Genomic DNA, 26,575 nt, shown 5'->3' with positions numbered 1-26,575 from the left:
ATACAAATAAAAAAATTTCATCAACAACTAAATAGAGCGACATTATAGCAAACAAAGCGACCTATCACTAGCAGCAAGAATCATATCTTGTTAATCACTGCTGTTACACTTAGCTTTTGCCGCTTTTCTGCGCTGACGAAAAAAATCTTTTAGCATCTGGCTGCTGTGCTCACGGCACAGGCCCGTATCAACTTGCATATGATGGTTATAAAAAGGCTGTCCAGCCAAGTTCATTTGGCTACCAACCATGCCAGCTCTTGGCTCATGCGCTGCATATACCAATCTATCTACGCGCGCATGAATCATCGCGCCCACACACATAGTACAGGGCTCTAGGGTCACATATAATGTCGTCTTTGATGGCAAACGATAATTCTGTATGCGTGCACAGGCATCTCTTAACGCAACTATCTCAGCATGCGCTGTCGCATCCCAGCGTCCGATCGGCTCATTAAAGCCTTGGCCAATTATTTGCTGATTATGTACCAATACAGCCCCAACTGGCACCTCTTCTCGCTCAGCACCTTGCTTGGCAAGTTTTAACGCCTCTGTCATCCACTTAATATCTTCAACTGACCAAAATATAGCCGTTTTAATCTGCTCACCTAGCAGTAGATTAGCATGGTTACCTAGGCTATCTACTGGATGGTAAGGTAATGTATAAGTGTTTATAAAATGCCTCATTACTGTGGTAGTTGCCAGTCGATAGGCGTCAATCCATATTGCACCAGATAATCATTGGTTTTGGAGAACGGTTTAGAACCAAAAAAACCACCACGATTAGCAGCAAGCGGTGATGGATGCACAGCGGTCAAAATCAGATGTTTGTCAGTATTGATATACTTACCCTTCTTCTGAGCTTTACTGCCCCACAAAATAAACACCGTATGCTCAGTTTGCTCGTTAATGACATCAATGACTGCATCAGTGAACTGCTCCCAGCCTTGGTTTTGATGGCTATTTGGCTCCCCCTCTCTTACGGTCAATGAACTATTTAGCAGCAATACCCCTTGCTGCGCCCAATACGTTAGGTCGCCATGTTTTGAGGGCGCGATACCGATATCGTCTGCCATCTCTTTTAATAGGTTGTTAAGGGACGGTGGCTTAGGGATAGCTTTAGGGACAGAAAAGGACAGTCCCATTGCTTGCCCAGGGCGATGATAAGGGTCTTGCCCCAAGATAACTACCTTCACTTGCGATAAAGGCGTCAAATTAAAGGCATTAAACATCAGCTGTGCTGGAGGATAAATACTATCCTTTGACTGATACGCTTCTTTCAAAAAAGCGCGCAGGCTATCCATATTGTCGGACGTCAATTCTTCAGCCAACGCCTGCTTCCAATCTTCTGGCAAGCGCACATTGTCCAGAATCGCTTGCTTTTGCGCGACTGTTTTTGTGGCTTGTACGTCAAATAATTCCATGATGAATCCTTTTTTATTTGTTATCAGGATGCGTTAAGGTTGATATTAACAAAATATCGGGGTTGCAAGGTCATATATATTAGCAATAAAAAAACGGCTACTACAGTAACCGTTTTATCATGGCTCAAAAAACAAACTAACTGGCTAATGATTCAGAGTCGGGACGCGGCTCATGAGTCTCAACCACCGTCAGCACAATACGACTGTCCGATGATCCTTTATCTGACGACTTATCAAGCTTCACCGTATCACCATTTGCTTCAGACTCTAAGGTTAAATGTACAACCCCGCCATTGACCAAATCACCAAATAAAATCATATTTGCCAAAGGCTTTTTGATTTCATCTTGAATCAGGCGTTGCATAGGGCGTGCGCCCATCAAGCGATCATAGCCTTTGTCTGCCAAGTACTCACGTACCTCATCGTCAATCTCTAAGGTCACTTGTTTATCATCAAGCTGTACTTGTAGCTCAACCAAGAACTTATCGACTACAGATACAACAACTGAGGTATCAAGGGGATTGAACTGGATAATCGCATCAAGACGGTTACGGAACTCAGGCGTAAACACACGTTTCAGCGCCTCAGTATTATCGCGGCTATGATCTTGCTGCGTGAAGCCCATAGAAGATCGACTGATACTTTCAGCACCGACGTTGGTTGTCATGATAACAATGACCTGCTTAAAGATTGCCACGCGACCATTATTATCTGTCAATGTACCGTGATCCATCACTTGTAATAACAAGTTAAAGACATCCGGATGGGCTTTTTCAATCTCATCAAACAGTAATACACAATGCGGATGCTGATTGATTTTCTCAGTCAATAGACCGCCTTGGTCGTAACCAACATAACCAGGAGGGGCACCTATCAAACGTGAAGCAGTATGCGCTTCCATATACTCTGACATATCAAAGCGCACTAGCTCAACGCCAAGCAAATTTGCCAATTGACGAGACACTTCCGTCTTACCAACCCCTGTCGGACCAGCAAACATAAAGGAGCCGATTGGCTTATCTGGTGCTTTCAGACCAGCACGAGACAACTTAATTGCATCGGCTAAAGTTGCAATCGCTTCATCTTGCCCAAACACCAGATGCTTTAGATCACGATCTAGATGCTGAAGAATGCTCTTATCATCGCTCGATACTGATTTGGGCGGAATACGGGCAAGCTTGGCTATAATTGCCTCGATATCTGCAACATCAATTTTTATCGGCGCGCGCTTGCCTTTTACATGCTTATCAGCAGACGATTTTGCACGATCATTGGCTTTTGCAATATCTGCCTCATCCTGCATCTCGTTATCATCATAAGCATCACTATCAGCCTCAATCTGCGCGTCAAAATCTTGCTCTATATCCGCAATAAAGCTTTCTTCTGCTGCAATATCATCGGCATCAGCCACGACCCCTAAACGCTTATAAGCGCCCGCCTCATCGATAACATCAATGGCTTTATCTGGCAAAAAACGCTCATGAATATGTTTCGCTGATAATTGTACCGCAGTCACTAATGCTTCATCGGTATATTCAACGTTATGAAATTCTTCATAACGTGGTTTAAGACCGCGTAAAATATCAATGGTGTCATCAACACTGGGCTCTTTAACATCGATTTTTTGGAAACGGCGTGATAAAGCATGGTCTTTTTCAAATACCTGACGGTACTCAGTAAAGGTCGTCGAACCAATACAGCGCAGCTCACCATTGGCAAGGGCTGGCTTAATGAGGTTCGATACATCCATATTGCTGCTCATTGACGAACCGGCACCGATAATCATATGAATCTCATCGATAAATAAGATCGCATTGGGCTTTTTCTTCAGCGCATCAAGCAGCGATTTCATACGTTTTTCAAAGTCACCGCGATACTTGGTGCCAGCAATTAACGAGCCGATATCAAGGCTATAAATCACGCAGCCATTCAACGGTTTCGGTGCTTTATCATTGATAATCAGCCATGCCAAACCTTCAGCAATAGACGTTTTACCAACACCTGGCTCACCGACCAGCAATGGATTGTTTTTACGGCGGCGACATAATACCTGCGCGGCGCGTTCAATTTCAGGACCACGCCCAATCAATGGATCCGTTTTACCTTCAGCTGCACGCTGATTTAGATTGGTTGCAAATTCAACCAACGGATCTTTACTGGTTTTCTCTGAGGCACTACTACGGCGCTCACCTGTCATAGAAGCACGCGGCTCAGAGGATTCATCTTTATCTTGACCATGTGATAGGTACTGAGTCAACTCAAGACGACTGATACCCTGTTTTTTGAGCAAATACACTGCATATGTATCATGTTCTGAGAACATCGATACCAAAATATCTGAGCCTTCAACCAAGCGACCGCCACCAATAGACTGCACATGAAAAATAGCCCGTTGCAGAATACGATCAAAGCTTTGAGTCGGCTGCGGTGATTGTTCCGTATCCGGATCGACCGTTGGCGTATGCTTATTAATATACGCCTCAAGCTCAGTACGTAGTGCTGTGACATTTGCATTACAGGCCGTCAAGGTATTGGCAGCGTGCGTATTTTCTAAAAGTGCCAGTAACAGATGTTCAACAGTGAGATACTCATGCGATTTTTGGCGCGCAAGTGTCATTGCTAAACGCAAAGAAACTTCAAGATGACGACTTAACATAACGGCTTCCTACGGTTATACCTATCTTTATAATTGATAGCTTTATGAATGAGTTAGTAAGTAAATCAGGGCGGTAGGTGGATTGTTCAAGGGCAATATAAGTATTATTAAAAGACCTGGTTAAATACTGACTTGCATAACTTGGCTATGAGCTTCACTTTTCTTTATCTCAACATGATACTCAGATATAGTCAATCTATTAACGCATACTAAAATGTATCGAAGTGTCCCTAGAGCATTTATCAATGACAATATACACTCAAAAATAATAGCGTATAGCTGATAAAACTACAGACAATTTAAGAATTTGGATAATGCAAAAAGAGAATAAAGACAGGCAATAATGAGACAAACAACGATATAAGGAGAAGTAAACCAATTTAAAAAGAGGAGCAGAGCAAGTTTGTGATTAAATAAACTTGCTCTAAAAATGTTGAAACACTATGTTTTTTAGAAAAATCAAAGATGTACAGCTAGGAGATAGTAGGATTAAGACAACCAAATATCATCAAACATGCGGGTAAAGCTTTATTCGCCTTGATGCGGTTCAATTTGGGTCAATAACGGATAACCTTCACGGTGCGCCAGACTGTTAACTTTTTTGGCTTTGGTCTCAGCAATATCTTTTGGATAAATACCCGCAATACCTTTACTGCTATTATGAATCGTCAACATAATCTCAACGGCCGAATCCATACTATGACGGAATTCAGACTGTAAAATATAGACGACGAACTCCATCGGCGTATAATTATCATTGTACATCACCACCGCATACATCGGCGGCTTGGCCAATTCCGGCTCTGCCACCAATACATCAGCCTGCGGCGCTGTTTCACCATCAGGCGCGTCCACTTGCGCAAGACGCACGGGCAGATGTGGAAAATGCCAATCAGATGTGATTGGCGTCGCTATTGCTATCGCTTGTTTTATCATAATTAGAATACAGATGAATCAATAGGTTTAATGAATGCTTGTCTTTACAAAATATAAAATTATCAAAGACAAAGGGTAATAATCGGTTGTTGGCAATCAGCTACGACAACTGATGCTTAGTAAGACTTAAGACTAAATAAAACTTAAGGCTCAATAGGGCTTTCATCGACTTCTGGCAAATCTAATAGTGATAATGGCATATTATCAACTTTAGCACCAAGCTTCCAATCATATAGCTGCTCGACTTCTTGACCAGCGGCTTTTAAATTCAGCTTCACTTGCAGCGGTTTAAAACCTGCTGGCATTGTAAAGCGACCACGTATACGTGTTATACCTTCAATGGTGTAGCTGACAGGGTCTAATGGCACTTCCACAAAATCATCGTCATCAAGTAATGTCAACGTTGGATTTAAACGCTTGGCTTTACCATCGCTTGCCAGCATCCCAACATCAAAACCATATTCAAAGGCATTTTCAGGCAAGGGTTCAATCTTTGCACCCAATATCTGCAAAGGCATGCCGCCCTTATCACTTACAATCTCAGCATAAAGCTCATTTAGCTGCGCCACTTGTTTGTTTTCAACCATAATAGCTTGTTGGTTCTCACGTAACTCTTTTAAACTTGCCAGACTGATTTCCAGCTCTTGTTTAGAAGTAGCAACTTCATTGATCGCTATTTTATGACTGACACGCAAATCTTTTAGCTCTTGGAGCGACTCTTTACTGTTGATGACAGCTTGCTGGGTTTCATTTTGCATTGAATAATAGCCACGTTGGTAACCAAGCTTGTGACCAAATAATAGAGCAACAACTGCCGTCACCAATATCGCAATGACAAATAACGCTAATACCATTGTAGAGGCGCCCTGCTGCGAGTGAGTAATGCTATAATGCTTCACAGCATGATGCTGACTGTCAGAGTCCAGCAATGCACCCTGTAAGCTACGCTCCAATTCATAAGAAACAGAGGTTTGGCACGATGGGCGTGCTGGCGGTGAGCAAAAGCGTAGTACACTCTTAAAACGCATTTAGGCAGGATCTCTTAACAGGAAAGGCAAGTTATTATAGCGGAATTTATAATCAATACCTAGTATCATAAATGGGGATCATTTAATCGCAAATAAACATCTGTTAGGGAACAATGGGCGCAAAATTTAAACCAAGAGACTCATCAAAGCCAAACATGACATTCATGTTTTGCACCGCTTGCCCAGCTGCCCCTTTGACTAAATTGTCTTGTACGACAATAACAGTTAATTCAGCACGCTCATTATTTTGATGGATAGCAATACGCAATCGATTGCTAGCACGGACACTACGGGTATCAGGATACAGCCCTTTTGGCATTACATCGATAAATTGCTCTGATGTATAGCTTTGCTCAAACACCTGTTGCCAATCTATCAAAGTACCAGCATCAGTTAGCTCCATATGAATAGAGCTCAGCATACCGCGTATCATCGGCACCAGATGCGGCAAAAAACGAATACGATGATTAAATTGACTGTCTAATAACTGGGCAACGCCTTGCTCAATCTCTGGCAGATGACGATGACCTTCAACACTATAGGCTTTAAAATTGTCTGTGCTTTCAGCATAATTCAATGCAAGACTAGCTTGGCGACCAGCACCAGAAACGCCAGACTTGGCATCGATAACAATACGAGGTTCAATCAATGCTGTCGCCTGTTGATTCTGCAAATCTATAATGGGTTTTAAGCCCAAAATAGCGGTGGTTGGATAACAACCAGGGTTACCAACGACCAAGGCATTGGCAATTTTGTCGCGATTGACTTCAGGCAAACCATAAGCGGCGGTTTTTAGCAGCTCAGGACAGGCATGTGACTGCTGATACCAGTGCTCAAACTCACTCAATGACTGCAAACGAAAATCTGCCGCCAAATCAATGACCTTTACCCCCGCCTTGGTCAACGCTTCTGCTTGCTTCATTGCAACGCCATGAGGGGTTGCAAAAAACACCACATCGCACTTTTGCAAGGTGGATAGCGTTTCATCACCTAAGTCACTAAAGACAATGTCTGAGATACCACGTAAGCTTGGATATATTTCATCAGCGCGCGTGCCTGCTTCGCTACGCGAGGTTAGCAAATCAATAGACACTTTAGGATGGGCAGACAATAGACGTATCAACTCAATACCTGTATAACCTGTGCCACCGACAATCGCTGCTGAAATCATAACATGTCCTTTTTTGCTACTTTGCTATTGCTTAATGAATACGAGAGGCAGGATCAGCCATATCGCCAATCCCCCCTCAAATCTTACTGTTTAAATCTTATAATCATGAACCGCATCGATAAAGACCTTGGCATTGTCAGGATTGACCCACTGGGTAATACCGTGACCTAGGTTTGCCACATAGCCGGTCTTTTCGCCATTTGCATAAGCGCTATCGAGCATCGCATTGACTTCAGCACGGATGGTTGCAGGCGAGCCATACAAAGTGGCTGGGTCTAAATTACCCTGAATGGCTTTGCTACTTTGTAGTTTTTTATAGTGCTTCGTTAACTGACGCTGGCTGTCAGTTAATACTTGACGAGCACGATCAATCGGCATGGTCCAGTCTAAACCCAAGGCATCCGCTTCACTATCCGCTTGAATATCAAGCCACAAGCCGCCGCCTTTGGTAAACAATACCACAGGCACTTCCGGATGGCGTCGCTTTAATTCAGCGACAATACGCTTATTATAAGCATGTGAGAAATCGACAAATTGACGATGACCTAGCGCGCCGCCCCAACTATCAAAGATCTGTAATATCTGCGCACCAGCAACCACTTGCGCATCCAAATAATCAATCACAGACGTTGCCAGTTTATCTAACAACTGATGTAAAAACTCAGGATTACTATACAAAAAGCCTTTGGTATAACGATAATCCTTTGAGCTACCGCCTTCAACCATATAAGTCGCTAGCGTCCATGGGCTACCAGAAAAACCAAATAACGGCACTTGTCCATTTAGCGCCGTACGAATACTGGTGACTGCACGCATGACATAATCTAGAGAATCATTGACATCAAGTACAGGCAGTCTATCCAAATCAGCCTGCGTACGGATAGGATGTTTAAATTTTGGACCTTCGCCTGTTTCAAAATACAGACCCAAGCCCATTGCATCAGGAATAGTGAGGATATCACTGAATAAAATAGCAGCATCCAAATCATAGCGACGTAATGGCTGCAAGGTAACCTCTGTCGCACGTGCTGTATCTTTACACAGGCTCATAAAATCACCTGCTTCAGCACGGGTCGCTTTGTACTCTGGTAAATAACGACCCGCTTGACGCATCATCCATACTGGCGTGGTGTCTATCGGCTCAAAACGCAGCGCTCGTAGCAATCTGTCGTTTTTTAGTGGCGCAAAGTTTTGCTCAATCGAATGATTATTATCTACAGCACTCATGTACAAATCTCCAAAACAGCAATATATCTAATGAACATAGCGCTGAATAAATGACGTTAAAGAAAAGAATAGTAAAACGCTTACTATAAAAACACTTATTGAGCAATAAATACTAAAAGTGTTACATGGTTAAAGCCAAATTATCACGGTGTACCATCACCACTCGCTCTTCTTTGTTACCAAAAATACGATCAAACTGCTCAGTACGCTCACGCGCAACGCGGCAAGCATCGCGTGAGGAGAAGTTAACTTGTCCAACCGCGATGCGCTCACCGGTATCTTGATGGACAATTTCAACCACATCGCCTTCATCAAAATCACCGCGCACTTCAGAGACACCAACTGGTAATAAGCTTTTTTGATGCTCAACCACTGCTTTGGCCGCGCCTGCATCAACGATTAAAGTACCTGACATGCGCAAATGCGCAGCAAGCCACTGTTTACGTGCAATGATTTTATCTTCATCATTGGTGGTCAATAACGTACCAACCGCTTCGCCTGAAACCACGCGAGTAATGACATCATCGATAGCGCCGCTTACGATGACAGTTGGGCAACCACCCATAGCAGCCAAGCGCCCTGCACGAATCTTGGTGAGCATACCACCGCGACCAAGCTTGCCACCATCACCAGCAATATCGAACAAATAATCTGCCATTGCACGCTCTTGACGAATCATTTTGGCATCAGGATTATCACGAGGATTGTCAGTAAAGACACCTTCTTGATCGGTTAAGATAATGTATAAATCGGCATTGACCATCGCCGCTGCCATTGCACCTAGCGTATCATTGTCACCGAACTTAATCTCATCGATGGTAATGGTATCGTTTTCATTAATCACTGGTAATACACGCCATTCTAACAGCTGCGTTAGTGCGCCTGTAGTATTAAGGTAGCGGCTACGGTTGGACAAATCATCATGAGTTAATAGCAACTGCGAGCTTTGAATACCATGTTGAATAAGGGCTGACCACCATGTCTCAATCAAACCCATCTGACCAATAGAGGCGCAAGCTTGTAGCGCCGCCAATTTTTTTGGACGCTCGTCAAGATCCATACGTACCACCCCTTCAGCAACTGCACCTGAAGATACTAACAATACCTCAACGCCTTTTTTATGCAGCTTGGCAATCTGCTTTGCCCATTCGTATATAGCAGTTCGATCAAGCCCTCGACCATTATTGGTTAATAACGATGAGCCAATCTTGACAATAACGCGCTGAATATCAAAGTTACGAGCTTGCTTAACAAACCTTGCTTCTTCTATCGTGTTCTCTATGCCAACTGCCATATAAACTCCTGTTTCTAGGCCAAATTAAGGTAAATTAATTACGGGGATGGGTACATAAAAACGAAATCCCATTAAGGGACATAAATGACTTCGACGCCATCATCATCATCGTCATCAAAGCTACCATCATCATTTAAATCGATACCTTCGCGCGCCGCTTTACGAGCAGCACGATACGCTTCACGCTGTGCTTCTGTATTTAGACGTACTTCTGCCTCTAAGCGCTCAAAACGCTCTTTTTGCGCTTCAGCAAACATAGGATCTTCGATTTCACGTTCACGCTCGCGCTCAATCTCATTCATCAAGTGGTACTTGATGGCATCAACGCCTTCACCAGTGAGTGTGGCGGTACGAAAAACAATGCCTGTCCAGCCAAGCTCTGCCACGATATGAGTACAAAGCGCATTTAACTCGTCTTCTGGTACCTGATCGATTTTGTTTAATACCAAAATCTGTGGCAAATTGGCCAATTCAGGAGAAAAGCGCTCAAGCTCATTTAAGATAACGCGGGCATTTTTGACTGGGTCACTACCATCGATAGGCTTGACATCTACCAAGTGTAACAGACGACGCGTACGAGCGACATGCTTTAAAAAACGAATGCCAAGTCCAGCGCCTTCTGATGCGCCTTCGATCAGACCTGGGATATCCGCCATGACAAATGAGCGATGACGACCGATATCGACCACGCCCAAATTTGGCACCAATGTGGTAAATGGATAATCAGCAACCTTTGGTCTTGCAGCAGAAACCTGACGGATAAAGGTCGATTTACCAGCATTAGGCAGACCAATCAAACCCACATCAGCCACTACTTTTAACTCAAACTTAAGAACTTTTAATTCACCTTCAAAACCAGAGGTCGCTTTACGCGGTGCTTGGTTGGTTGAGCTTTTGAAATGGGTATTACCCAAACCGCCGTCACCGCCTTTGGCAATCAGTAAGGTCTGACCAATTTCAATCAAATCGCCCAACACTTCATCAGTTTCAGTATCGACCACAGTCGTACCGATAGGCACTGGCAAGAATAGATCATCAGAGCCTTTACCTGAACAGTTTCTACTATGACCATTTTCAGCGCGCATGGCGTCATAACGACGGGTATAACGGTAGTCCACTAGGGTGTTGGTGTTATCTTCTGCAATGACATAAACATCTCCGCCCTTGCCACCATCACCACCATCAGGTCCACCACGTGGGACATATTTCTCTCGGCGAAAACTGGCGATTCCGTTACCACCGTCACCTGCTTTTACCGTTACGACGGCTTCATCAATAAATCGCATCTTACGTTCCTTTATTTACACTCTAGTTTATAAGCAAAATAGCAGCCATATACGGCATCATTTACCTATATTATCTTTTGAAAATGGAAGTCTCTCGTCTATATTGTGCTATATCATTGCTTTATTTATGACAATAACACCCGATAACCAATTGGACTATCGGGTGCGGTATATATTGGCTTCAAACATCACGACTGCTGTACAGACCCTTTATGCTGGAATCTGTGCGTAGCTAATACCAGCCATCTGTGTGGCTAAGCGTAATACCTGAGTGCTGTAGCCCACTTCGTTATCATACCAAATATAAACGATGGCATGATTGTCTGTCAAAATAGTCGCTTGTGCATCAATGATACCCACATGCGTATCACCAACAAAGTCAGTCGACACCGCTTCTGTCGAATCAGTATAAGCAATCTGTGTTTGCCACTGACTGCTATTAGATACCTTGCGCATAAATTCGTTCAATGCATCAGCACTAGCTGGGGCTGTTTTAAGATTTAAGTTCAAAATCGCTAAGCTGACGTTTGGCGTCGGTACACGGATGGCATTACCTGTGAGTTTACCGCTCAGTTCTGGTAGCGCTTTGCCAACGGCTTTGGCAGCACCGGTACTGGTAATAACCATATTCAATACCGCACTACGGCCACGGCGATCCGCTTTATGATAGTTATCAATGAGGTTTTGATCATTTGTGAATGAGTGAATGGTTTCAACGTGACCGTTTTCAATACCGTACTCGTCATTTAAGACTTTTAATGTTGGGGTAATGGCGTTGGTGGTACAGCTTGCCGCACTGACGATGGTATCTTCACCAACCGTATCATTGTTTACACCATAAACAACGTTCTTAATCTCACCACCAGCTGGTGCTGTTAATAGTACTTTTTTCACACCAGTCGATTGCAAATGCTTACCAAGGCCTGCTTCGTCTTTCCAGATACCCGTGTTATCAATCACTAACGCATCATTGATACCGTAAGCTGTATAATCAATCTCGCTTGGGTCTTTAGCATAGATGACTTGCACAAAGCGACCATTAATAATCAAGCCATTGTTTTCATCATCAACCACCACGCCACCAGCAAAGCTACCATGAATCGAATCACGCTCTAGCAATGAGGCGCGCTTGGCCAAGTCGCCTGCTGCTGCAGGACGTACGACGATGGCCTTTAGCTGTATGCCTTTGGCGCTTGATGCTTGTGATAATAGCAAGCGAGTTAAGATACGGCCAATACGACCAAAACCGTATAGCACAACATCAGTCGCTGCATTGGTAGTCGTGGCATCAGTGTTCACTGCCTGAAGTGCTGCTTGTAAATCGCTGTCATTAGCAATTAATTGACCAACATCAACCTGCGCAGACTGAAGCTTATCGTTAGCCGCTAGCGCTTTAACCATAGCTAAGGTGTCAGCGATAGCAATAGATTTAGCGTCTTGGTTACGCAGCGCTACTTTTTGGTGCAATGCCAATATTTGACCAACTGACGTCGTATTTAACGTGTCACCGAACAAGGTCACTTGTACGTCTTGCTCGTTATAGAGCTTGTTCAATAGCCCCATCAGCTCAATCGCTTGTTGCTCTTGATTATTATAGTTGCTTAAGTGGTCTTGATGTAATTGGCGTAAGGTATCAGCGTTGCTCACGAGAAACATCCTTATGGTCAGTAATGTGTGATCAATAAATTATAGAGAATACAGATTAGGTAGGTTATATGTGGTCTAAACAATCACTCTAGTGTAGCAACCGCACAGTATCGGTGTCAGTTATTGAGGTAGAGTATTGAGATCGCCTAGATTTTAGCCTAAAACGGCCTATTTTGCCAGTGATAACCGATCTGCTAACGCTTATAACGCGTTTTATTGAGTTATACCAGTTATTATAAAAATAAAGGCAGCTATATATGCTGCCTGATTGATTGTTGGTGATTGCCATTATCAAATGGTGGATGATAGAGCGACACTACCATTTAATCCAGTATCTAGCAAACTAGTAATATTAGATTGGCAAACTAGTAAATAATGCAGATTACGGATACAGGCTTACTGTCTGCTTACTTTGCGGGGTTAACTTAAATTCTTTTAGGTTATAACCCTGTTGCTGGGCAATTTGACGGTATTTGCCGTAAGTTTCTTGACTTACATTTGGCGAACGCGCCAATAACCATAAATATTTTTTATCAGGCGTCCCTACTAAAGCAGTCTTGTAATCAGCATCGCGTGCTAGTACCCAATAATCGGCACGGCCAACGGGCAACCAACGTATCCAAGACGGTAAGAATGTGACCTTTAATTTACTGCCTGTGCTATCAACTGGTTTAGCTAAGCCATCAGCAACAATACCAGAGCCGTCTTGTTCTACGCATTTATTGGTCACTATAATGCCTGAGCCGTCAGTTTTTTCAGTATAAGTCGCCGTAACATCACTGGCACAATTGCGCTGAAAATACATGGGCAAACGGCCGATCTCATACCAAGTTCCGGCGTACTTTTTTAGATCAACACTATCTACTGTAGTCGGTGTGCTTGCAGACTTATGAATGATATCACTTGGCTTAATTAACAACGTCTTTGTGGTCATTCTATCCGTCGTGACTGTAGCCGCTCTATCAGCAGTCGCAGTGACTGGTGGTGTCGCCGCATACGCTGAAAACGCAGCCAATGGAATAATAATGGCCAAAGCTATACCCGTATGCTTAATAAGTCCGTTCATAAATATGCGCTCCGGTATCTCTACAGTGCTGTCTGTGTTTTTAGGAGATAGACACTTAGAAGGTTTGACTAATGACTGCTCAAACTCCTCAAAAACATTTGAATTAACAGAATTGGCTTTAATCGCACTGTCTGAAAAATCGTTGCTATCATTATTGTTAGTGCTATCAGTAATATCAATGTCATTAGATTCATCAGTAATATCAATGTCACTAGATTTTAGCGAGCCTATCGTGGTTTTTTTGACACTTTTATAGCCAAAAAACATATTATGTTGAGGCAGATCTTGTATCAGACTCTCTGCATATTCATCATTACAGCTTACATGGTTATAACTGGCATCATTACTAGCACGGTCAATGTTACGAGCCAGTATTGCCTCATCATTATTCATTTGATACGTAGGTAGCTGCTCAGTATGTGGCGATTGAGAACCAGCTGCCTCAGCATCAGACCATGCTGCATTAGGTAACTTATTGGTTTTCATAGGGATACCATTTTATTGATAGGGATTATTAGGAACACTCTATCTACTTAATCTATTTAGAAGATTATCTGTTGGGGAAATAAAATAATGACAACTTTGAAATTTGAAAGCTGCCACCATTAATTATTGTCGTCAAGAGTCTTCAGTAAGTAGATAATCTATATAAAGTTTGATTGAGCGCCCTTTGATAATTAATGATTCATGATAATGGCAAAGCCCTATTCAAAACAGTGTAGCAATGTAGGAAAACGCAACGGTTTGTAAGTAATTCTGTTTATAAGATATGAGAAGTTACATTTTTCTTAACCGATAAACAACCTCCAAATCAATCACTTATCTAGCACTTTTTTTCTAAGAAATTTGTTATTTGCTCCATGATGCGCTGGTTCTAGCAGTGTTTAGCTGATAGTGCTTAGATGGCAGTACTTAGATGGAAGTGTAATACCTAAAAGTATACTCATACCACTAGAAACTATTTTAAAAACTCACGAATACCAGCAACTGCACTGCCTCCATGTAGCACGGCTTGTTTATAACTCATAGGTGATAGACCGCCTAAGCCAATAACGGGCATATCTGCTAATTCTGCTAATTCTGACCACGCCTCCCAACCTAATGGCGGCGTATCGGGATGGGTTTGCGTGCACTCAACGGGTGCCAAAAAAATACCGATAATGGGCGGCAGCTGTTGCTGCAATCGAGCATACGCCAGCTGATTGGCAGCAGTGATACTATCTGCATCATGACAGCTGACGATTAATGGCAAGCTTGTAGACAAGGCTGAGTGCGACATAGGCTCAGCGACGCTGCCTGAGTATTGCATAAGCTGTGTCTGTGTTAAATGCGCTGCTAAGACTTGACTACTTATTGCTATGGGCTCTAAATCATGGCAATCAGTATCACTAGGAACAATGGCCTTAATATCAGGGCGTCGTTGTAACAGCTGCTTGATGCTGCTTTGTGCCCCTGCTGCTTTCGTGCGTATATAAACCCAAGCGTGAGCCGTTAGGTGCTCTTGATGGTACTGTTCCCATGCTTCCATAGGATAAGGGACATTATCAAAATGCGATAGTGGATACGTTACTGTTATCTGCATAGGCAACTGTAACCATGCAAGGATTGTCTTATTGGCAGCGGGTAAATCATAATGTCCTGCTAGTAGCTCGGCCTTCTCTACCCATGTTAGCTTTTGTCCTTCTAGCCCATAGCTGAGATTTTTATATTGCGTATATTGTTGTGCGGTCACTTCGATACGGTAAACCTGTAAGCAGACCTGCTTATCACCATAGTCATGATGCAGTCGCCCCAGTTTAACTGCCGTATTGCTTTTAATATCTATACCTGTCTCTTCAGCAACTTCTCGTATCAGCGCTTGTGTTGCGGTTTCATGAGCGTCAATCTTCCCGCCTACAAACTCATAACGGTTGCCTTGGTGCTGAGCCACCGCCCTAAATCCTAGTAGATACTGATCTTGATAATGAATCACAGCAACCGCCACATTGACGGTCGTTATTGAAGTGTTCGTTATCGCGTTACTTTGCCTGATTGTCATCCTATTTTCCTTTGATGCTGCTAATTTTAATGGTTAAGAATAATTGAATAAAAAAGCAGTTAGATAAGTTTACATAATCGCTGTCATTTATTTTATAAATTTGCTTGCAAAATAATCCAATCTAAATGATAATTATTATCGTTAATAGATTGTCTTCTATCTATCTTTATTGGTTTGAATATTTGCTACTTTGCTATCAAAAGGAATTTACCATGAGTCTGGTTACCTCTCGTCATTTGAACTTTCGCGAAAATCGTCTGCCTACTTTACAATCACAGCACTTGTTTGCTTTGACTAAGGAGGTACGTATTGAACATGAAGGCGAAGAATATCGCCTACGCTTAACGCGTAATAATCGATTGATTTTAACCAAATAAATCCTCTTAATGCTCATAAAAAAACGCCTTTTTATAAAGGCGTTTTTTTGATTAAATATCGATAAAGGACGAGTTTATAGGCAGTTTTTTTAGTCAACTAATCTCTCCAACTGCCTATCTACTAAAGTCACAGCATCTATAAAAGTAGCTCTTTAAGTACAACTTTTAGAACTGCCAACTATAAACCACATCCACAGCATTTTCAGCCGCTGACGTTGCCTCTACATAGATACGGCGGGTCAACTGGTAACGTATCGATAAGCTGTTTTGCGCATTAAAGACACCCACCCCATAGCGGATATATAAGTCAGGGGTCACATAACCGGTGACATTGACATTGGTATCTTCACTGCTGCCTGAAGCATCAACCGTTAAGCTTTGGAAGCCAAACGCTTGACCGATCTGATTGGTCAAATTACGGGTACCGCTCAGTCCAAAGCTAAGTCCGGCGGCCGCCAAGTTATTGGTAACTTGCGATTTAAAGCCTTGCTCACTGATTTGAGTGGCGCTTTGATTATTAATACGACCCGTAATCAAGGCATTCATCGCCTGCTGCTGCGTCAGTCCTGCATTATTGAAAACAATAATATTAGGGCTTTCAGTATTGCCTTTGACACGGACACCCACTGTTTTACCGCTGATATTTTTGACCGCTTCGATACTTAGATTCGGTTTCATCACATCGCCGTTAAAGCGTGCTTGACCATAATTAAGCTCAAGGTTTTGACCAAAAGCATTAATATTGGTACGACGTGAGACCTGTACCACGCCTTTTGCACGCATGATGCCTGTACCGCTTTGCGTGACATGTATGGCACCTGCTAGAGGAATCACTGCACCAAAACCTCGGAAGTTAATATCATTACCCAAATCGATACCGATATCAGCATTGATTGACCAAGGTTTTGAGATAGCCAAAACCTCATCAATATTGCCGATAAGACGACGATCAAGTACGACAGCGTCCTCGGTCTGAGTAATGATGTCTTCACTAGCCTCTGGCGGACGAATGGTCGCTGATGGCACACTGACTGCCCCAGTAATATTAACGTAGCGATCGGCAGGACGCACGATAATATCGATATCAGGGTCAACACTCGCCACCAATAATGGCGGCTGGGTCAATATCAGCCCTTTACCCTCAATACTCAGCTTAGCCTGTAACTTTTGCTGCCAATCGACAGTACCAGTAACGACCCCTTTACCTGTGCCACTATTGAACATGCCATCGATCGTTGCTTGAGTACCACGGATTTTGGCAGTAGCATTCACTTTTCTCAAATTGACAGGCAAATCAAGCATGGCCATGCGACCATTCGCTAACTTCACATCGCCATAAAACTGTGGCTTATCCAGTGTACCGCCCAAACCGCCTGCCATAGTGATATTACCTTCGAGCACGCGCATACCAGGGAAGAAAGGTTTAAAAATAGCCAAATTAAGCTCATTTAGCACAAGCGCACCGGAGATAGGTTTGGGCGTCTTATACGGATCGACGATCACTTCTGCGTAACCACGAGCACCGCCGCCCGTATTGATATCTGAGCGTATTTTTAGACCATTTGGTACCGACACCGCAATGAGCGAGATACGCTTATAAGGTAAAGTAACCGGCAAGCTATCACCGTCTTGAATCAAACCAATCTTACCGTTGTCAGAATACAGCGTGGTATTGATCGTTGGTGGTCGACCACGTTGCCAGCCAATAATTGCTTTACCATTAATCTTGCCATGCCAATCGATATCTTTTGGTAAAAACGCCGAAAATAGCGAGGTGTCTAGTTTTTGTATTGCCAGATCAACTTGTCCACTGGCAGCTGAAGCGATAAGGTTTTCACGTAAACACAATTTGCCTGTTTGGTCAGTCGCTTGCCAACAATGTGCTGCCAGCTGTACTTTTAACTCTGTGCTGTTTTTACCTTGTTTCTTAGGCAAATTAACAATCAGCTGCGCTGGCTGCAATTGATTTAGGGTGGCATATTTGGATTTAACTTGACCTTTGCCAATAACACCTGACCAACTGAGCTTATCTCGATTAAAGCCACCCTTAAGCCTTGCTGAGATATCAAGCTTCTCATTCGCCAAATCTAAATCAACCAGATGAGCTTTTTCAGTACCATTAAAGGTTGCACTAAGGTTTTTAAAACTTTGCCCACCAGCCTCTAAGCCTTCGGCGGTGACAATAAACTGGCTTGGACTGTTTGCCAAGTTAACCAGTTTGCCACGTATGCGACCTTGACGTAAGATAAAGCCCGGTAGCGTAATGCGCTCGCCAACCAAATCAACATAGATAGTCGGCAATGCTTGTCCCGCTGGCTGTGATAAGGTAGCGCCGCCCGAGACTTTACCACCTAACTTGTCTGAGAGCTGGTCAAGGCTTGTGATATTGATTTTAGCTTGTAGCTGTTTGGCGTTACCATTAGCAGTGATATAATTATCACCCCAACGCAGTACCAAATTATTGGCATTTAGGCTTTCGATTAAGGCGTTAACTTGCTTATATTGTGCCTGCGCATCTTGCTTTTGCAAACGTTGAAAATAGCTCGCCAAGTCTTTTGGTAAATGCAGTTTTGCCGTCAAGCTGCCTTTGGCGCTAAGCGCTTGACCTTTTAACATCCCACTCAAATTGACCTGTTTGATATCAATCGTCTGCTGGGTATCGCCCCAACGGCCACTGGTATCAATAGTGCCGGTAATCGTACTCGGTATATCCTTGAAGAAATAACCCAAATTAAAGCGATCCATGACCGCATCAATATCCCAAGCAAGACCTTGGCGCATATCAATGCTACCTTTAGCATCGATACTGCCTGCTGCGCCCACATGTCGCAAACGCTTGATGCGAATGATCTGAGCATTACCACTGGCATCGATAGTCAGCTTGCCTGCTGGCAATCGCTCAGCGTCTAACACCCCATCAAAGTTTACAACGAAGTTTTTCAGTACGCCTTTTGCCTTAGCATTGTTAGCATTGTTAGCATTGTTAGCATTGTTAGCATTGTTCTTAGGCGGACTTTGCCACTCACCACTGGTTTTTAGATCACCACTGATAATGGCGGCATTGTTGGGCAAGAAATAACCGACATTAAATTTATCAAAGCGCCCATCTAGCGTCCAGCCGATATTGTTACGTAGGTCAATGACACCTCTGGCTTTGACCGCGCCTGCTTCACCATTATAATTTAACTTGCGAACGCTGATCAGATCGGGCGTACCAGCGGCATCGATGGATAAGCGACCTTTTGGTATATCAGCCGTATCAATTTGACCATCAAAACGCGCATCAAAAACCGACAGCTTACCGCCGATAATATCAACACTGGCATCGCCGCCACCCGTAATGCCAATACCACGACCTTTTTGCGTGGCATCCAACTGTGCCTGCAAAGCCGTATTATTAAAACTAATAATATGCCGCTGACCTTTGACACGGTTTTTTGTGATATTGAGCATACGCCCGCGAGCACTGATACGCCCAGTTAGGCGCTCAAGTGGTATGTCGCTGCGGTATTTTTTGGGCAATAAGCCATTGGTGCGGGCATCAATCTGCCACGTAAGCGGACGTTTTTTATTTGCCAGTTGAATCTGACCTGTTCCCGATAAATCGCCGACTACGCCTTTGTAGTTAAGACGGTTAATATCGATGATGTTACCCGCTTTACGGAGACGTACATCATAATTGCCCTTAGGCGCAGCATTTAGCTCATTAATAACCGCCTTACCATCGACAGAGAGGTTTGAGCCACGGACAATTACCTTTGCTTGCCCACGAAGGCTATTGATGTTGCCAATATTAGGGATATTTTTACGCACAAGGTTCTGCCATTTTGCATCAATATACAAAGGGGCAGTTTGTTTAGATTTGACTGAGGTTTTGCCACGGACAATATTGGCATTAATTTGCTCGCCATCACGCTGACGTAACGCGGCATCCATTTCCATATTACCGGCAGTGTTTTTATGCTGATAATGAACGGATAAACGGCCGTTTAACTTTTTCGGTGCATATACTCTAAAGTCCGCATATTGCTTCGGAATGACGCGGCGCACATCAAAATTGCTGCCGCTTGCTCTTACCTTTGCATCAAAGCTGCTGTTCCAATCCAAGATACCTTGCAATATCAAGTTGCCAGCGGCCACATCTGCATCTAAGCGATCAACACGTAGCTGACGATTGGCAAGAATAGCGCGTCCTTGATAATGCCCTGAAGGAATATCTTTTGCGCTCAAGTCAGTATTAATCCGCAAGCGCACCTCTGATAGAACACCGGATGCGGTCGCCATACCATTTTTTAAGTGAATGTTCTGACTGTCCGCATAAGGAATTAGAATATCATCCCATTCAAGTTTTGCCTGAAACGGTGCGTCAGGATCTAGACCTTGCACCACAAAGTCACCATTGACCGCACCATCATTGTAGCGGCTACTAACCTTACCAACGGTGCGCTTTAAGGTGCCTGTAGCGGTGATATTTAGGGGATCAATGTAGGCTTTTTCTAGAGCGCTGACCTCTACAATCGCACTCAAATCTAACGGATAATCGCCCTGTAAATCGGCATGACCCTCCAAAGCGCTGACTTTGACAATATCGCCATATTGCAAACGACCGCGGCCAACCGTCACCATACTGCCAACCCAAGTCAAATCACGGGCTTCAATATCGTGCACAACAATAGGGTCACGGGTGACTTGTTTATAAACGATGGTTTTTACTTTGGCATAATCAAAACGCAGATTGACCGGTAAGCTTAAGGTTCTATAATCGAATGCTTCACCGGTTGGGGGTTTTTTATTGATAATTTCAATGGTTTGTATGTCTGCATCCCGCAAATGTACTTCTTTAGCGAAGATGGCGCGCCAACCTATTTTGACATAAGCTTTATCCACCAATATCTCAAGATCTTCATTGGCAACCACATCGATATCAGTAAGCCACAAACCATCGCGCAGATTGCCGCTACCGTATTTAAAATCAATACCGGTTTCTGCACTGATTTTCTCTAAGATAAACTTAGTGCCCGACTCAGTACCTGCCGCATATAAGAAGATAGCAAACATAATTGCTAGCACGATAAGAATCAGTACCAGCAATTTGAGCACGAATGACAATGGATACCAACGTCTTACGGCGCGGGCATCTCGTTGTGCTGGATCTTCATCTAATGGCTTATTAGGCAAGGTATTTTTGGTCGACATGACACTCAGCTACGTTAACAAATGATTACCAGCAATCGCTAGAATAAAAAATACAAGGGTTTTACTTATATATCTCTATAAAAAATATATCTTTATAAAGGAGAGCCAATAAACAGATGCAATCTGACTGGGATGCTCTCTTCTGTTACGCCAGCCGCGACATCGACGCGCACGACGCCAACGGGCGATGCCCAGCGGATACCGACGCCGACGCCGACTTTGGTATCTGTCTCAAAGTCTTTGTCATAAGCGTTACCAATATCGGTAAAAACAGCACCGCGAAAGCCGGGTTTAAACTCATAGTTATATTCTGCACTACCAACCGCGAGGATTTGTCCACCGGTCAGATAGCCTTTATCTAGTGGCGACAAGCTTTCGTAGTCATAACCACGGATACTTTGGTCACCACCAGCAAAGAAGCGCAGCTTATAAGGCACCTCATTAAAGTCATCTGCCCAAATATAACCGGTATTGATACTGCCAAGCACTTGATGCTTATCATCAGCACCAAAACTATAAATACCGCTGACGCCAGCGCGAGCGATTGCCAGATTGGTATCGCTAAGCGCTTTATCAGCACCCGCTTCAATCGAATAATACTGGCGGATACCGCTAGTTGGATTGGTTGCACTATCTACATCTGTCTTACTGATGCCATAACCAAGCAATAAAGCTTGTTGTCTAGGCTTTGAAGACGTAAAGCGAATAGGAAGCTCATTTAACTGTGCTTCATCCTCTATACCCGTTTCTAGCTCATCTAAACGGTAGCGCAGAGAGTAGCTGCGATTCCAGCCTGTATCGCGGCGGATATTACGCGCCAGCGACCCTTTTAGCGTTTTGGTAGACAAATCAAAATTGCCTTCGCCTTGATTAATCGCCTCTTCTTCATAAGTCAAACTTGCTTCAAGCTTGTCATTCAAAGGGTGTTTCCATGGTCTGCTAGCATAGACACCGACATTTTTGGTAATTCTTGAAACTTCTGTCTCAAGTCCTGCCTGATAGCCTTTACGATTGAGCAGATTATAATCTATTTTTGCGGTTGCACGGACGCCCGTATCTGTCCCATAACCGATACCCACCTGAGCATCACGCGGTTTATTCGCCGCCACGAACACGTATAGGGGGACTTTTTTACTCTCTAATACTTCTTGCGGTGTTTTACGCCCTGCCAATGTTGGCGGTACAAAGTTCTCATCCGCCAGTATACTTTTCTCATCAGGGAATATTTTTTGTGCAATGTCACTAATAGCATCACTGATTTTGCCTAAGATACTGCTTGAATCTTGGTCTTTTTCATCCAGCACCCGATCATTTGGCAAACGGCTTAAGCGTTCAGCTTTTCGTTTGATCGCCTGCAGCTTCTCAAGCGTCTCTTCATCGGCTTCAAACTCGATAGCGGCGATATCAGCTGCATTTACCTTTTCTCCACTATTGATATAAAGCTCGCCATCATTGCTCACACCTTCTATTTGGCGCGCATTAGCAGCATTGCCCACATCATCATCTGTGGTTTCAATCGCAGTACCAGCATTTGGTGAGTTATCAAATGCTAGGGTAGCACTTTCGGTGCGCTCATCGGGCGGCAAAATCGACTCAACGTTGATGGTATTAAAATAACGGGTTGCCGATAAATCGTTACTAAACTTGGTCACCGCAGGACGATAAAACGGATCGCCCTCTTTAAAATCAAATAACTGTCTTAACAAGGACAATTCAACGGGCAGTTTTGCCGGGTCACGGGTCAGTGTGCCTGATTCTTTATCATAAGTAAAAAACACCACGTCATCAAACTCGTAACGATCGCCAGTATTGTAAACCAGCGAAACATCCGCTGTGTTATCAGGTAAGATAATATCGACCGATTTATTTAACCAATACTGGTCAAAGTAACCGTAAGTATTACTGAGCGACTCAAGGGCAGCTTTGCTGTCTTTATAGACGCGGTGGTTAAAGATATCGCCTTCTTTTGGTGGCAGATCTTTTTCAAGCTCAGCGAACTCCTTTTGCTCACTGCCTGCACCGCGAATGTCGACAATACGGCTATCAACGCGTACTGGCTCACCAAGACTTTCAATGATGACATCAATCGTATCTGTATAAGGCTGTCTTAGACGCAAGGTCACATCGTAATAACCCACTGCTTTTGCAGCATCCAATGCGGTTTGGCGTAAACGCGGTAGTGCCGCTGTAAAATCAACGACAGACTGTACAGTGGTATCATCAAGCGCCGCCTTGATATTCTTAATAGGCTGCACATCATCATCAGCTTTGATCAGTTTTGGCTTAGCAGCCTTATTAGTGCTGTTAGCTGCGGCTTGTTGTAAGTAAATCGTAGTATCTACATGTGGTAGCGCCAATGAGCCTGAATTAAACAACCGATTATAGAGACGCTTAACGATATTGCCTTTGTTACGTGCTATCGGGCTTGGCGTTTTGGCTTGCTCGATACTTTCGCTAACAGCTTCGGTGTCGTTTTGATAATCTGGCAAATAGTCATCAGGATTGATCGAGTTTTCTGTAGTGTTTGCTTGATTGACGTTGACTAACATATCGTTATCCATCATCGCACCGGTATTACCACTACTGACAGCATCACTAACCGTAATAGGACGCGCCATGATCTCTGCAGTTTCAGCTTGCTCAGCAGCGCTTTCATTGATACCCAATGTGTCTAAATTACTAGGGGTCGGCAGATTGGACGCATCTAGCGCTACATCTAACCCGATCGGCGGCGTGCGATCGTCTAAGGTAGCGATTGGTGCATTAAAACCATTGTTATTGCCATTGCCAATTCTATCGATATCTTGCGCGTTTTGACTATCCATAGCCGCAAGCTCTCGATCAATCTCTGCAGGGGTCATCATCTGATAGCCCTGCTGCTGGATCGCGGCAGCTTGCTGCTCTAGGTCTTGATTTGTCTCAAACGTTTGAACATCATCAAAATTATTATCAGGCGTGCTAGCTGAGTTTTTCGTGTTTGGCTTCTTGATACCTAATGTTTGCTCGCTATAATCATCCAATACGGACTGCTCGATAATACCTTGTTCGACCGCTTTTTTTAGGCGCAGCGCATCTAAGGCTAAATCCAGTTCACTATCCCCAGCAGAAACAGATGCTTTGGAAGTTTTTGGCGATGGCGCTGTGGCAGTCTTTGCCGTTATTTGGCTGTTTGTAGTACCATTATTGACATCAGCAGTAGCGGCAACAGCAGCAGGGGCAAAACCACAGCCAAAGCCAACTAAACTTGTGGTCAATGCACTAAAAAGCGCGGTACGGGTAAAACGGAGACGGGGGACATCATAAGCTTTGCTCGTCGCTCCAAATTTGATTGCCCTATTTTGGCAATCTAAGAGCTCAGGCAACTTATGCGCTGGCATTGAAGGCTGATGTTTCATATTCATTCCTATTCCCTCACCAGTGCAAGGTTGCTGATGCTGACGACTGCTAGAGCTTGACGGTAAATACAGTGATGATAACCATCGTAATGCGCTCAAGCTATTTTTTAACTGCCAACTTATTTATCTGACGATTTAGCCTACCACTGAAGCATTAGTATATAAAACATTTCTTACCTCAGAGCATTTTGGCGCTGACGAACCTTTGCTACGCGTCACTCTATTAGGATTTAGTCGGCTAAAATTTACAAATCATAACTTAGTTAATTATGAAATCATAGCATTGGACGTATGTATTTTTGCCAAAGCCTTGCTATTATACGGCTTAACATTGATAAAACCTATGCCATATTTAGTTAAGTTTTTGATAGCGTTGATAATTATCATAATACTGATAACGACTTTACTCTGCTTTGCTTCACTTTTACTTGTCTTGACCTATTTGTAGGAATTTTCATGGCCAATCAGTTTCAGTTATTTAAGCGCCGCCGTTTTAGCGCCATGTTTTTTACTCAGTTTTTGGGGGCGTTTAATGACAATATTTTTAAGCAAGCCCTGATACTGGTTCTGACCTACACAGCGGCAAGTCAGCTCGGCGTTGAGGTCAGTATTTTAAATAACTTAGCGGCTATGTTATTTATTTTGCCGTATTTTTTATTTTCAGCGCTGGCAGGACAAATCGCTGATAAGTTTGAAAAGTCTAAATTGACCCGTTTGACCAAGCTGCTTGAGCTGTCCATTATGGTGATTGCGGCAGTGGGTTTTGTATTTGAGTGGTATGCCTTATTATTTGTCGCCTTGTTTTTGATGGGCACACAATCTACCTTTTTTGGACCGATCAAATATGCCTATTTACCCCAAGCGATGCAAGAGGATGAATTGGTGGGTGCCAATGGTCTGTTTCAGATGGGTACGTCACTTGCCATATTACTCGGTATGATTATGGCGGGTATCCTAACCCAAGTGCCACAGCCGCTATATTGGATCAGTCTGACCGTCTTAGTCATTGCGATATTAGGGTATTTTTCCGCCCGCTCTATACCCACTATGCCAGCGATGCAACCTGATCTAAAGGTCAATTGGAATATCTTTACCACCAGTGTATCAACGGTACGCTATTTATATTCGTTACGGTTTTTATTTTTTGTTATCTTGGGCAATAGCTGGTTTTGGTTTTATGGCGCCACTTTTTTGACCCAAACACCTGAATTTAGCAAAGTGCTTTTGCACGGCGATGAGTCAGTGGTGATTTTCCTACTGACTTTATTTTCCGTCGGGGTGTCTATCGGCTCATTGCTGTGTAAAAGGCTCACTAAAAATCAGGTCAGCTTACGTTTATTACCCTTTGGTATCGCCGGTTTGAGTATCTTTGCGATCGATTTGTATTTTTCACTATCTGGATTGTCAATAAATGGGAATACTGAGACTTTAATCGGTGTGAGCGGATTATTTGCCATCTCTGGTAGCTGGCGTGTGTTTGTCGATTTATTCTTTTTGGGCTTTAGTGGCGGCTTATATATCGTCCCTTTATATGCATCTATGCAGGCTTATGCGCCCAAAAGCCATCGGGCGCGCATCGTTGGTGCCAACAATATCTTCAACGCCATATTTATGGTTGGTTCAGCGATTTTTTCTATCGTGGTATTAAATAGCTTAGGGATGTCACTACCGCAGTTATTTCTTGTTACAGGCTTACTCAATATTGCCTTTGGAATATTTTTATACATGAAGCTCAACAAACACATCAAATATGCCAGCATCCAAACTCATGATGATCCGCTAAATAGGCATGATTAAAGGGTTTGAAAATTTGAGCCGATAGTATGCATAACACTTG

The 26,575-nt window shown here is 43.5% G+C and carries 16 protein-coding genes; 2 read left to right on the top strand and 14 right to left on the bottom strand.

All coding sequences use genetic code 11. The features are described from left to right. Nucleotides 1-90: 90 nt before the first annotated feature. The 12 genes from tadA to ABYU67_RS03210 form a co-directional block, all read right to left on the bottom strand. Nucleotides 91-684, bottom strand: coding sequence for a tRNA adenosine(34) deaminase TadA (gene tadA, locus ABYU67_RS03265; protein WP_372843586.1), 594 nt, complete (start codon nt 682-684; stop codon nt 91-93). Then, nucleotides 684-1,421: a uracil-DNA glycosylase gene (locus ABYU67_RS03260; RefSeq protein ID WP_372843585.1), complete on the bottom strand. Its 738-nt coding sequence runs from the start codon at nt 1,419-1,421 to the stop codon at nt 684-686. The genes tadA and ABYU67_RS03260 overlap by 1 nt, the downstream gene beginning before the upstream one ends. Before the next feature lie 136 nt (nt 1,422-1,557). Next, nucleotides 1,558-4,077, bottom strand: coding sequence for an ATP-dependent Clp protease ATP-binding subunit ClpA (gene clpA / locus ABYU67_RS03255; RefSeq protein WP_372843584.1), 2,520 nt, complete (start codon nt 4,075-4,077; stop codon nt 1,558-1,560). Nucleotides 4,078-4,605: 528 nt separating this feature from the next. Continuing rightward, the gene (locus tag ABYU67_RS03250; RefSeq protein WP_372843583.1) at nt 4,606-5,013 is read right to left on the bottom strand and encodes an ATP-dependent Clp protease adaptor ClpS; all 408 of its coding nucleotides are present in this window, start codon (nt 5,011-5,013) and stop codon (nt 4,606-4,608) included. 143 nt (nt 5,014-5,156) lie between these two features. Further along, complete coding sequence (locus tag ABYU67_RS03245) at nt 5,157-6,041, bottom strand: hypothetical protein (protein ID WP_372843582.1); 885 nt, start codon at nt 6,039-6,041, stop codon at nt 5,157-5,159. A gap of 103 nt (nt 6,042-6,144) precedes the next feature. Next, nucleotides 6,145-7,212 carry an N-acetyl-gamma-glutamyl-phosphate reductase gene (gene argC, locus ABYU67_RS03240; protein WP_372843581.1) on the bottom strand — a complete coding sequence of 356 codons (1,068 nt, stop codon included), beginning with the start codon at nt 7,210-7,212 and terminating at the stop codon, nt 6,145-6,147. A gap of 90 nt (nt 7,213-7,302) precedes the next feature. Then, nucleotides 7,303-8,439, bottom strand: coding sequence for a uroporphyrinogen decarboxylase (gene hemE, locus ABYU67_RS03235; RefSeq protein WP_372843580.1), 1,137 nt, complete (start codon nt 8,437-8,439; stop codon nt 7,303-7,305). Nucleotides 8,440-8,560: 121 nt separating this feature from the next. After that, a complete protein-coding gene (proB, locus tag ABYU67_RS03230) occupies nt 8,561-9,733 on the bottom strand; it encodes a glutamate 5-kinase (protein ID WP_372843579.1) in 1,173 nt (390 codons plus the stop codon). A 71-nt stretch (nt 9,734-9,804) separates the two neighbouring features. Then, the gene (cgtA, locus tag ABYU67_RS03225; protein ID WP_372843578.1) at nt 9,805-11,019 is read right to left on the bottom strand and encodes an Obg family GTPase CgtA; all 1,215 of its coding nucleotides are present in this window, start codon (nt 11,017-11,019) and stop codon (nt 9,805-9,807) included. Nucleotides 11,020-11,229: 210 nt separating this feature from the next. After that, nucleotides 11,230-12,675, bottom strand: a complete 1,446-nt coding sequence (locus ABYU67_RS03220; RefSeq protein WP_372843577.1) for a glyceraldehyde-3-phosphate dehydrogenase — start codon at nt 12,673-12,675, stop codon at nt 11,230-11,232. Between the two features lie 373 nt (nt 12,676-13,048). After that, the gene (locus ABYU67_RS03215) at nt 13,049-14,218 is read right to left on the bottom strand and encodes a lipocalin family protein (protein WP_372843576.1); all 1,170 of its coding nucleotides are present in this window, start codon (nt 14,216-14,218) and stop codon (nt 13,049-13,051) included. Nucleotides 14,219-14,690: 472 nt separating this feature from the next. Beyond that, a complete protein-coding gene (locus tag ABYU67_RS03210; protein WP_372843575.1) occupies nt 14,691-15,770 on the bottom strand; it encodes an NUDIX domain-containing protein in 1,080 nt (359 codons plus the stop codon). 212 nt (nt 15,771-15,982) lie between these two features. Here ABYU67_RS03210 and hemP point away from each other — a divergent pair, with 212 nt between their 5' ends. Continuing rightward, the gene (hemP, locus tag ABYU67_RS03205; RefSeq protein WP_372843574.1) at nt 15,983-16,147 is read left to right on the top strand and encodes a hemin uptake protein HemP; all 165 of its coding nucleotides are present in this window, start codon (nt 15,983-15,985) and stop codon (nt 16,145-16,147) included. A gap of 165 nt (nt 16,148-16,312) precedes the next feature. Here hemP and ABYU67_RS03200 read toward each other — a convergent pair whose 3' ends face one another. Together ABYU67_RS03200 and ABYU67_RS03195 are read right to left on the bottom strand one after the other, a co-directional pair. Further along, nucleotides 16,313-21,343 (bottom strand): translocation/assembly module TamB domain-containing protein, encoded by a 5,031-nt coding sequence (locus ABYU67_RS03200; protein WP_372843573.1) that lies wholly within the window; start codon nt 21,341-21,343, stop codon nt 16,313-16,315. Between the two features lie 92 nt (nt 21,344-21,435). Continuing rightward, nucleotides 21,436-24,744, bottom strand: coding sequence for an autotransporter assembly complex family protein (locus ABYU67_RS03195; protein WP_372843572.1), 3,309 nt, complete (start codon nt 24,742-24,744; stop codon nt 21,436-21,438). Between the two features lie 450 nt (nt 24,745-25,194). On the opposite strand from ABYU67_RS03195, the gene ABYU67_RS03190 reads away from it, so the two are divergent. Beyond that, complete coding sequence (locus ABYU67_RS03190) at nt 25,195-26,535, top strand: MFS transporter (protein WP_372843571.1); 1,341 nt, start codon at nt 25,195-25,197, stop codon at nt 26,533-26,535. Nucleotides 26,536-26,575 lie beyond the last annotated feature (40 nt).

The organism is Psychrobacter sp. (assembly GCF_041554015.1).
In the GTDB taxonomy this organism is placed as follows: Bacteria; Pseudomonadota; Gammaproteobacteria; order Pseudomonadales; family Moraxellaceae; genus Psychrobacter.
Note: the sequence above shows the minus strand (reverse complement) of the source record. Positions and strands in the feature narration are given on the sequence as shown.

Excerpts from the sequence above, each read along its gene's own strand:
- ABYU67_RS03195 (WP_372843572.1), bottom strand. The coding sequence starts at position 24,744 with ATGAATATGAAACATCAGCCTTCAATGCCAGCGCATAAGTTGCCTGAG.
- hemP (WP_372843574.1), top strand. The coding sequence starts at position 15,983 with ATGAGTCTGGTTACCTCTCGTCATTTGAACTTTCGCGAAAATCGTCTG.
- ABYU67_RS03190 (WP_372843571.1), top strand. The coding sequence starts at position 25,195 with ATGGCCAATCAGTTTCAGTTATTTAAGCGCCGCCGTTTTAGCGCCATG.
- ABYU67_RS03210 (WP_372843575.1), bottom strand. The coding sequence starts at position 15,770 with ATGACAATCAGGCAAAGTAACGCGATAACGAACACTTCAATAACGACC.
- ABYU67_RS03215 (WP_372843576.1), bottom strand. The coding sequence starts at position 14,218 with ATGAAAACCAATAAGTTACCTAATGCAGCATGGTCTGATGCTGAGGCA.
- clpA (WP_372843584.1), bottom strand. The coding sequence starts at position 4,077 with ATGTTAAGTCGTCATCTTGAAGTTTCTTTGCGTTTAGCAATGACACTT.
- ABYU67_RS03260 (WP_372843585.1), bottom strand. The coding sequence starts at position 1,421 with ATGGAATTATTTGACGTACAAGCCACAAAAACAGTCGCGCAAAAGCAA.
- cgtA (WP_372843578.1), bottom strand. The coding sequence starts at position 11,019 with ATGCGATTTATTGATGAAGCCGTCGTAACGGTAAAAGCAGGTGACGGT.
- tadA (WP_372843586.1), bottom strand. The coding sequence starts at position 684 with ATGAGGCATTTTATAAACACTTATACATTACCTTACCATCCAGTAGAT.
- hemE (WP_372843580.1), bottom strand. The coding sequence starts at position 8,439 with ATGAGTGCTGTAGATAATAATCATTCGATTGAGCAAAACTTTGCGCCA.
- ABYU67_RS03200 (WP_372843573.1), bottom strand. The coding sequence starts at position 21,343 with ATGTCGACCAAAAATACCTTGCCTAATAAGCCATTAGATGAAGATCCA.
- ABYU67_RS03220 (WP_372843577.1), bottom strand. The coding sequence starts at position 12,675 with ATGTTTCTCGTGAGCAACGCTGATACCTTACGCCAATTACATCAAGAC.
- proB (WP_372843579.1), bottom strand. The coding sequence starts at position 9,733 with ATGGCAGTTGGCATAGAGAACACGATAGAAGAAGCAAGGTTTGTTAAG.
- ABYU67_RS03245 (WP_372843582.1), bottom strand. The coding sequence starts at position 6,041 with ATGCGTTTTAAGAGTGTACTACGCTTTTGCTCACCGCCAGCACGCCCA.
- ABYU67_RS03250 (WP_372843583.1), bottom strand. The coding sequence starts at position 5,013 with ATGATAAAACAAGCGATAGCAATAGCGACGCCAATCACATCTGATTGG.
- argC (WP_372843581.1), bottom strand. The coding sequence starts at position 7,212 with ATGATTTCAGCAGCGATTGTCGGTGGCACAGGTTATACAGGTATTGAG.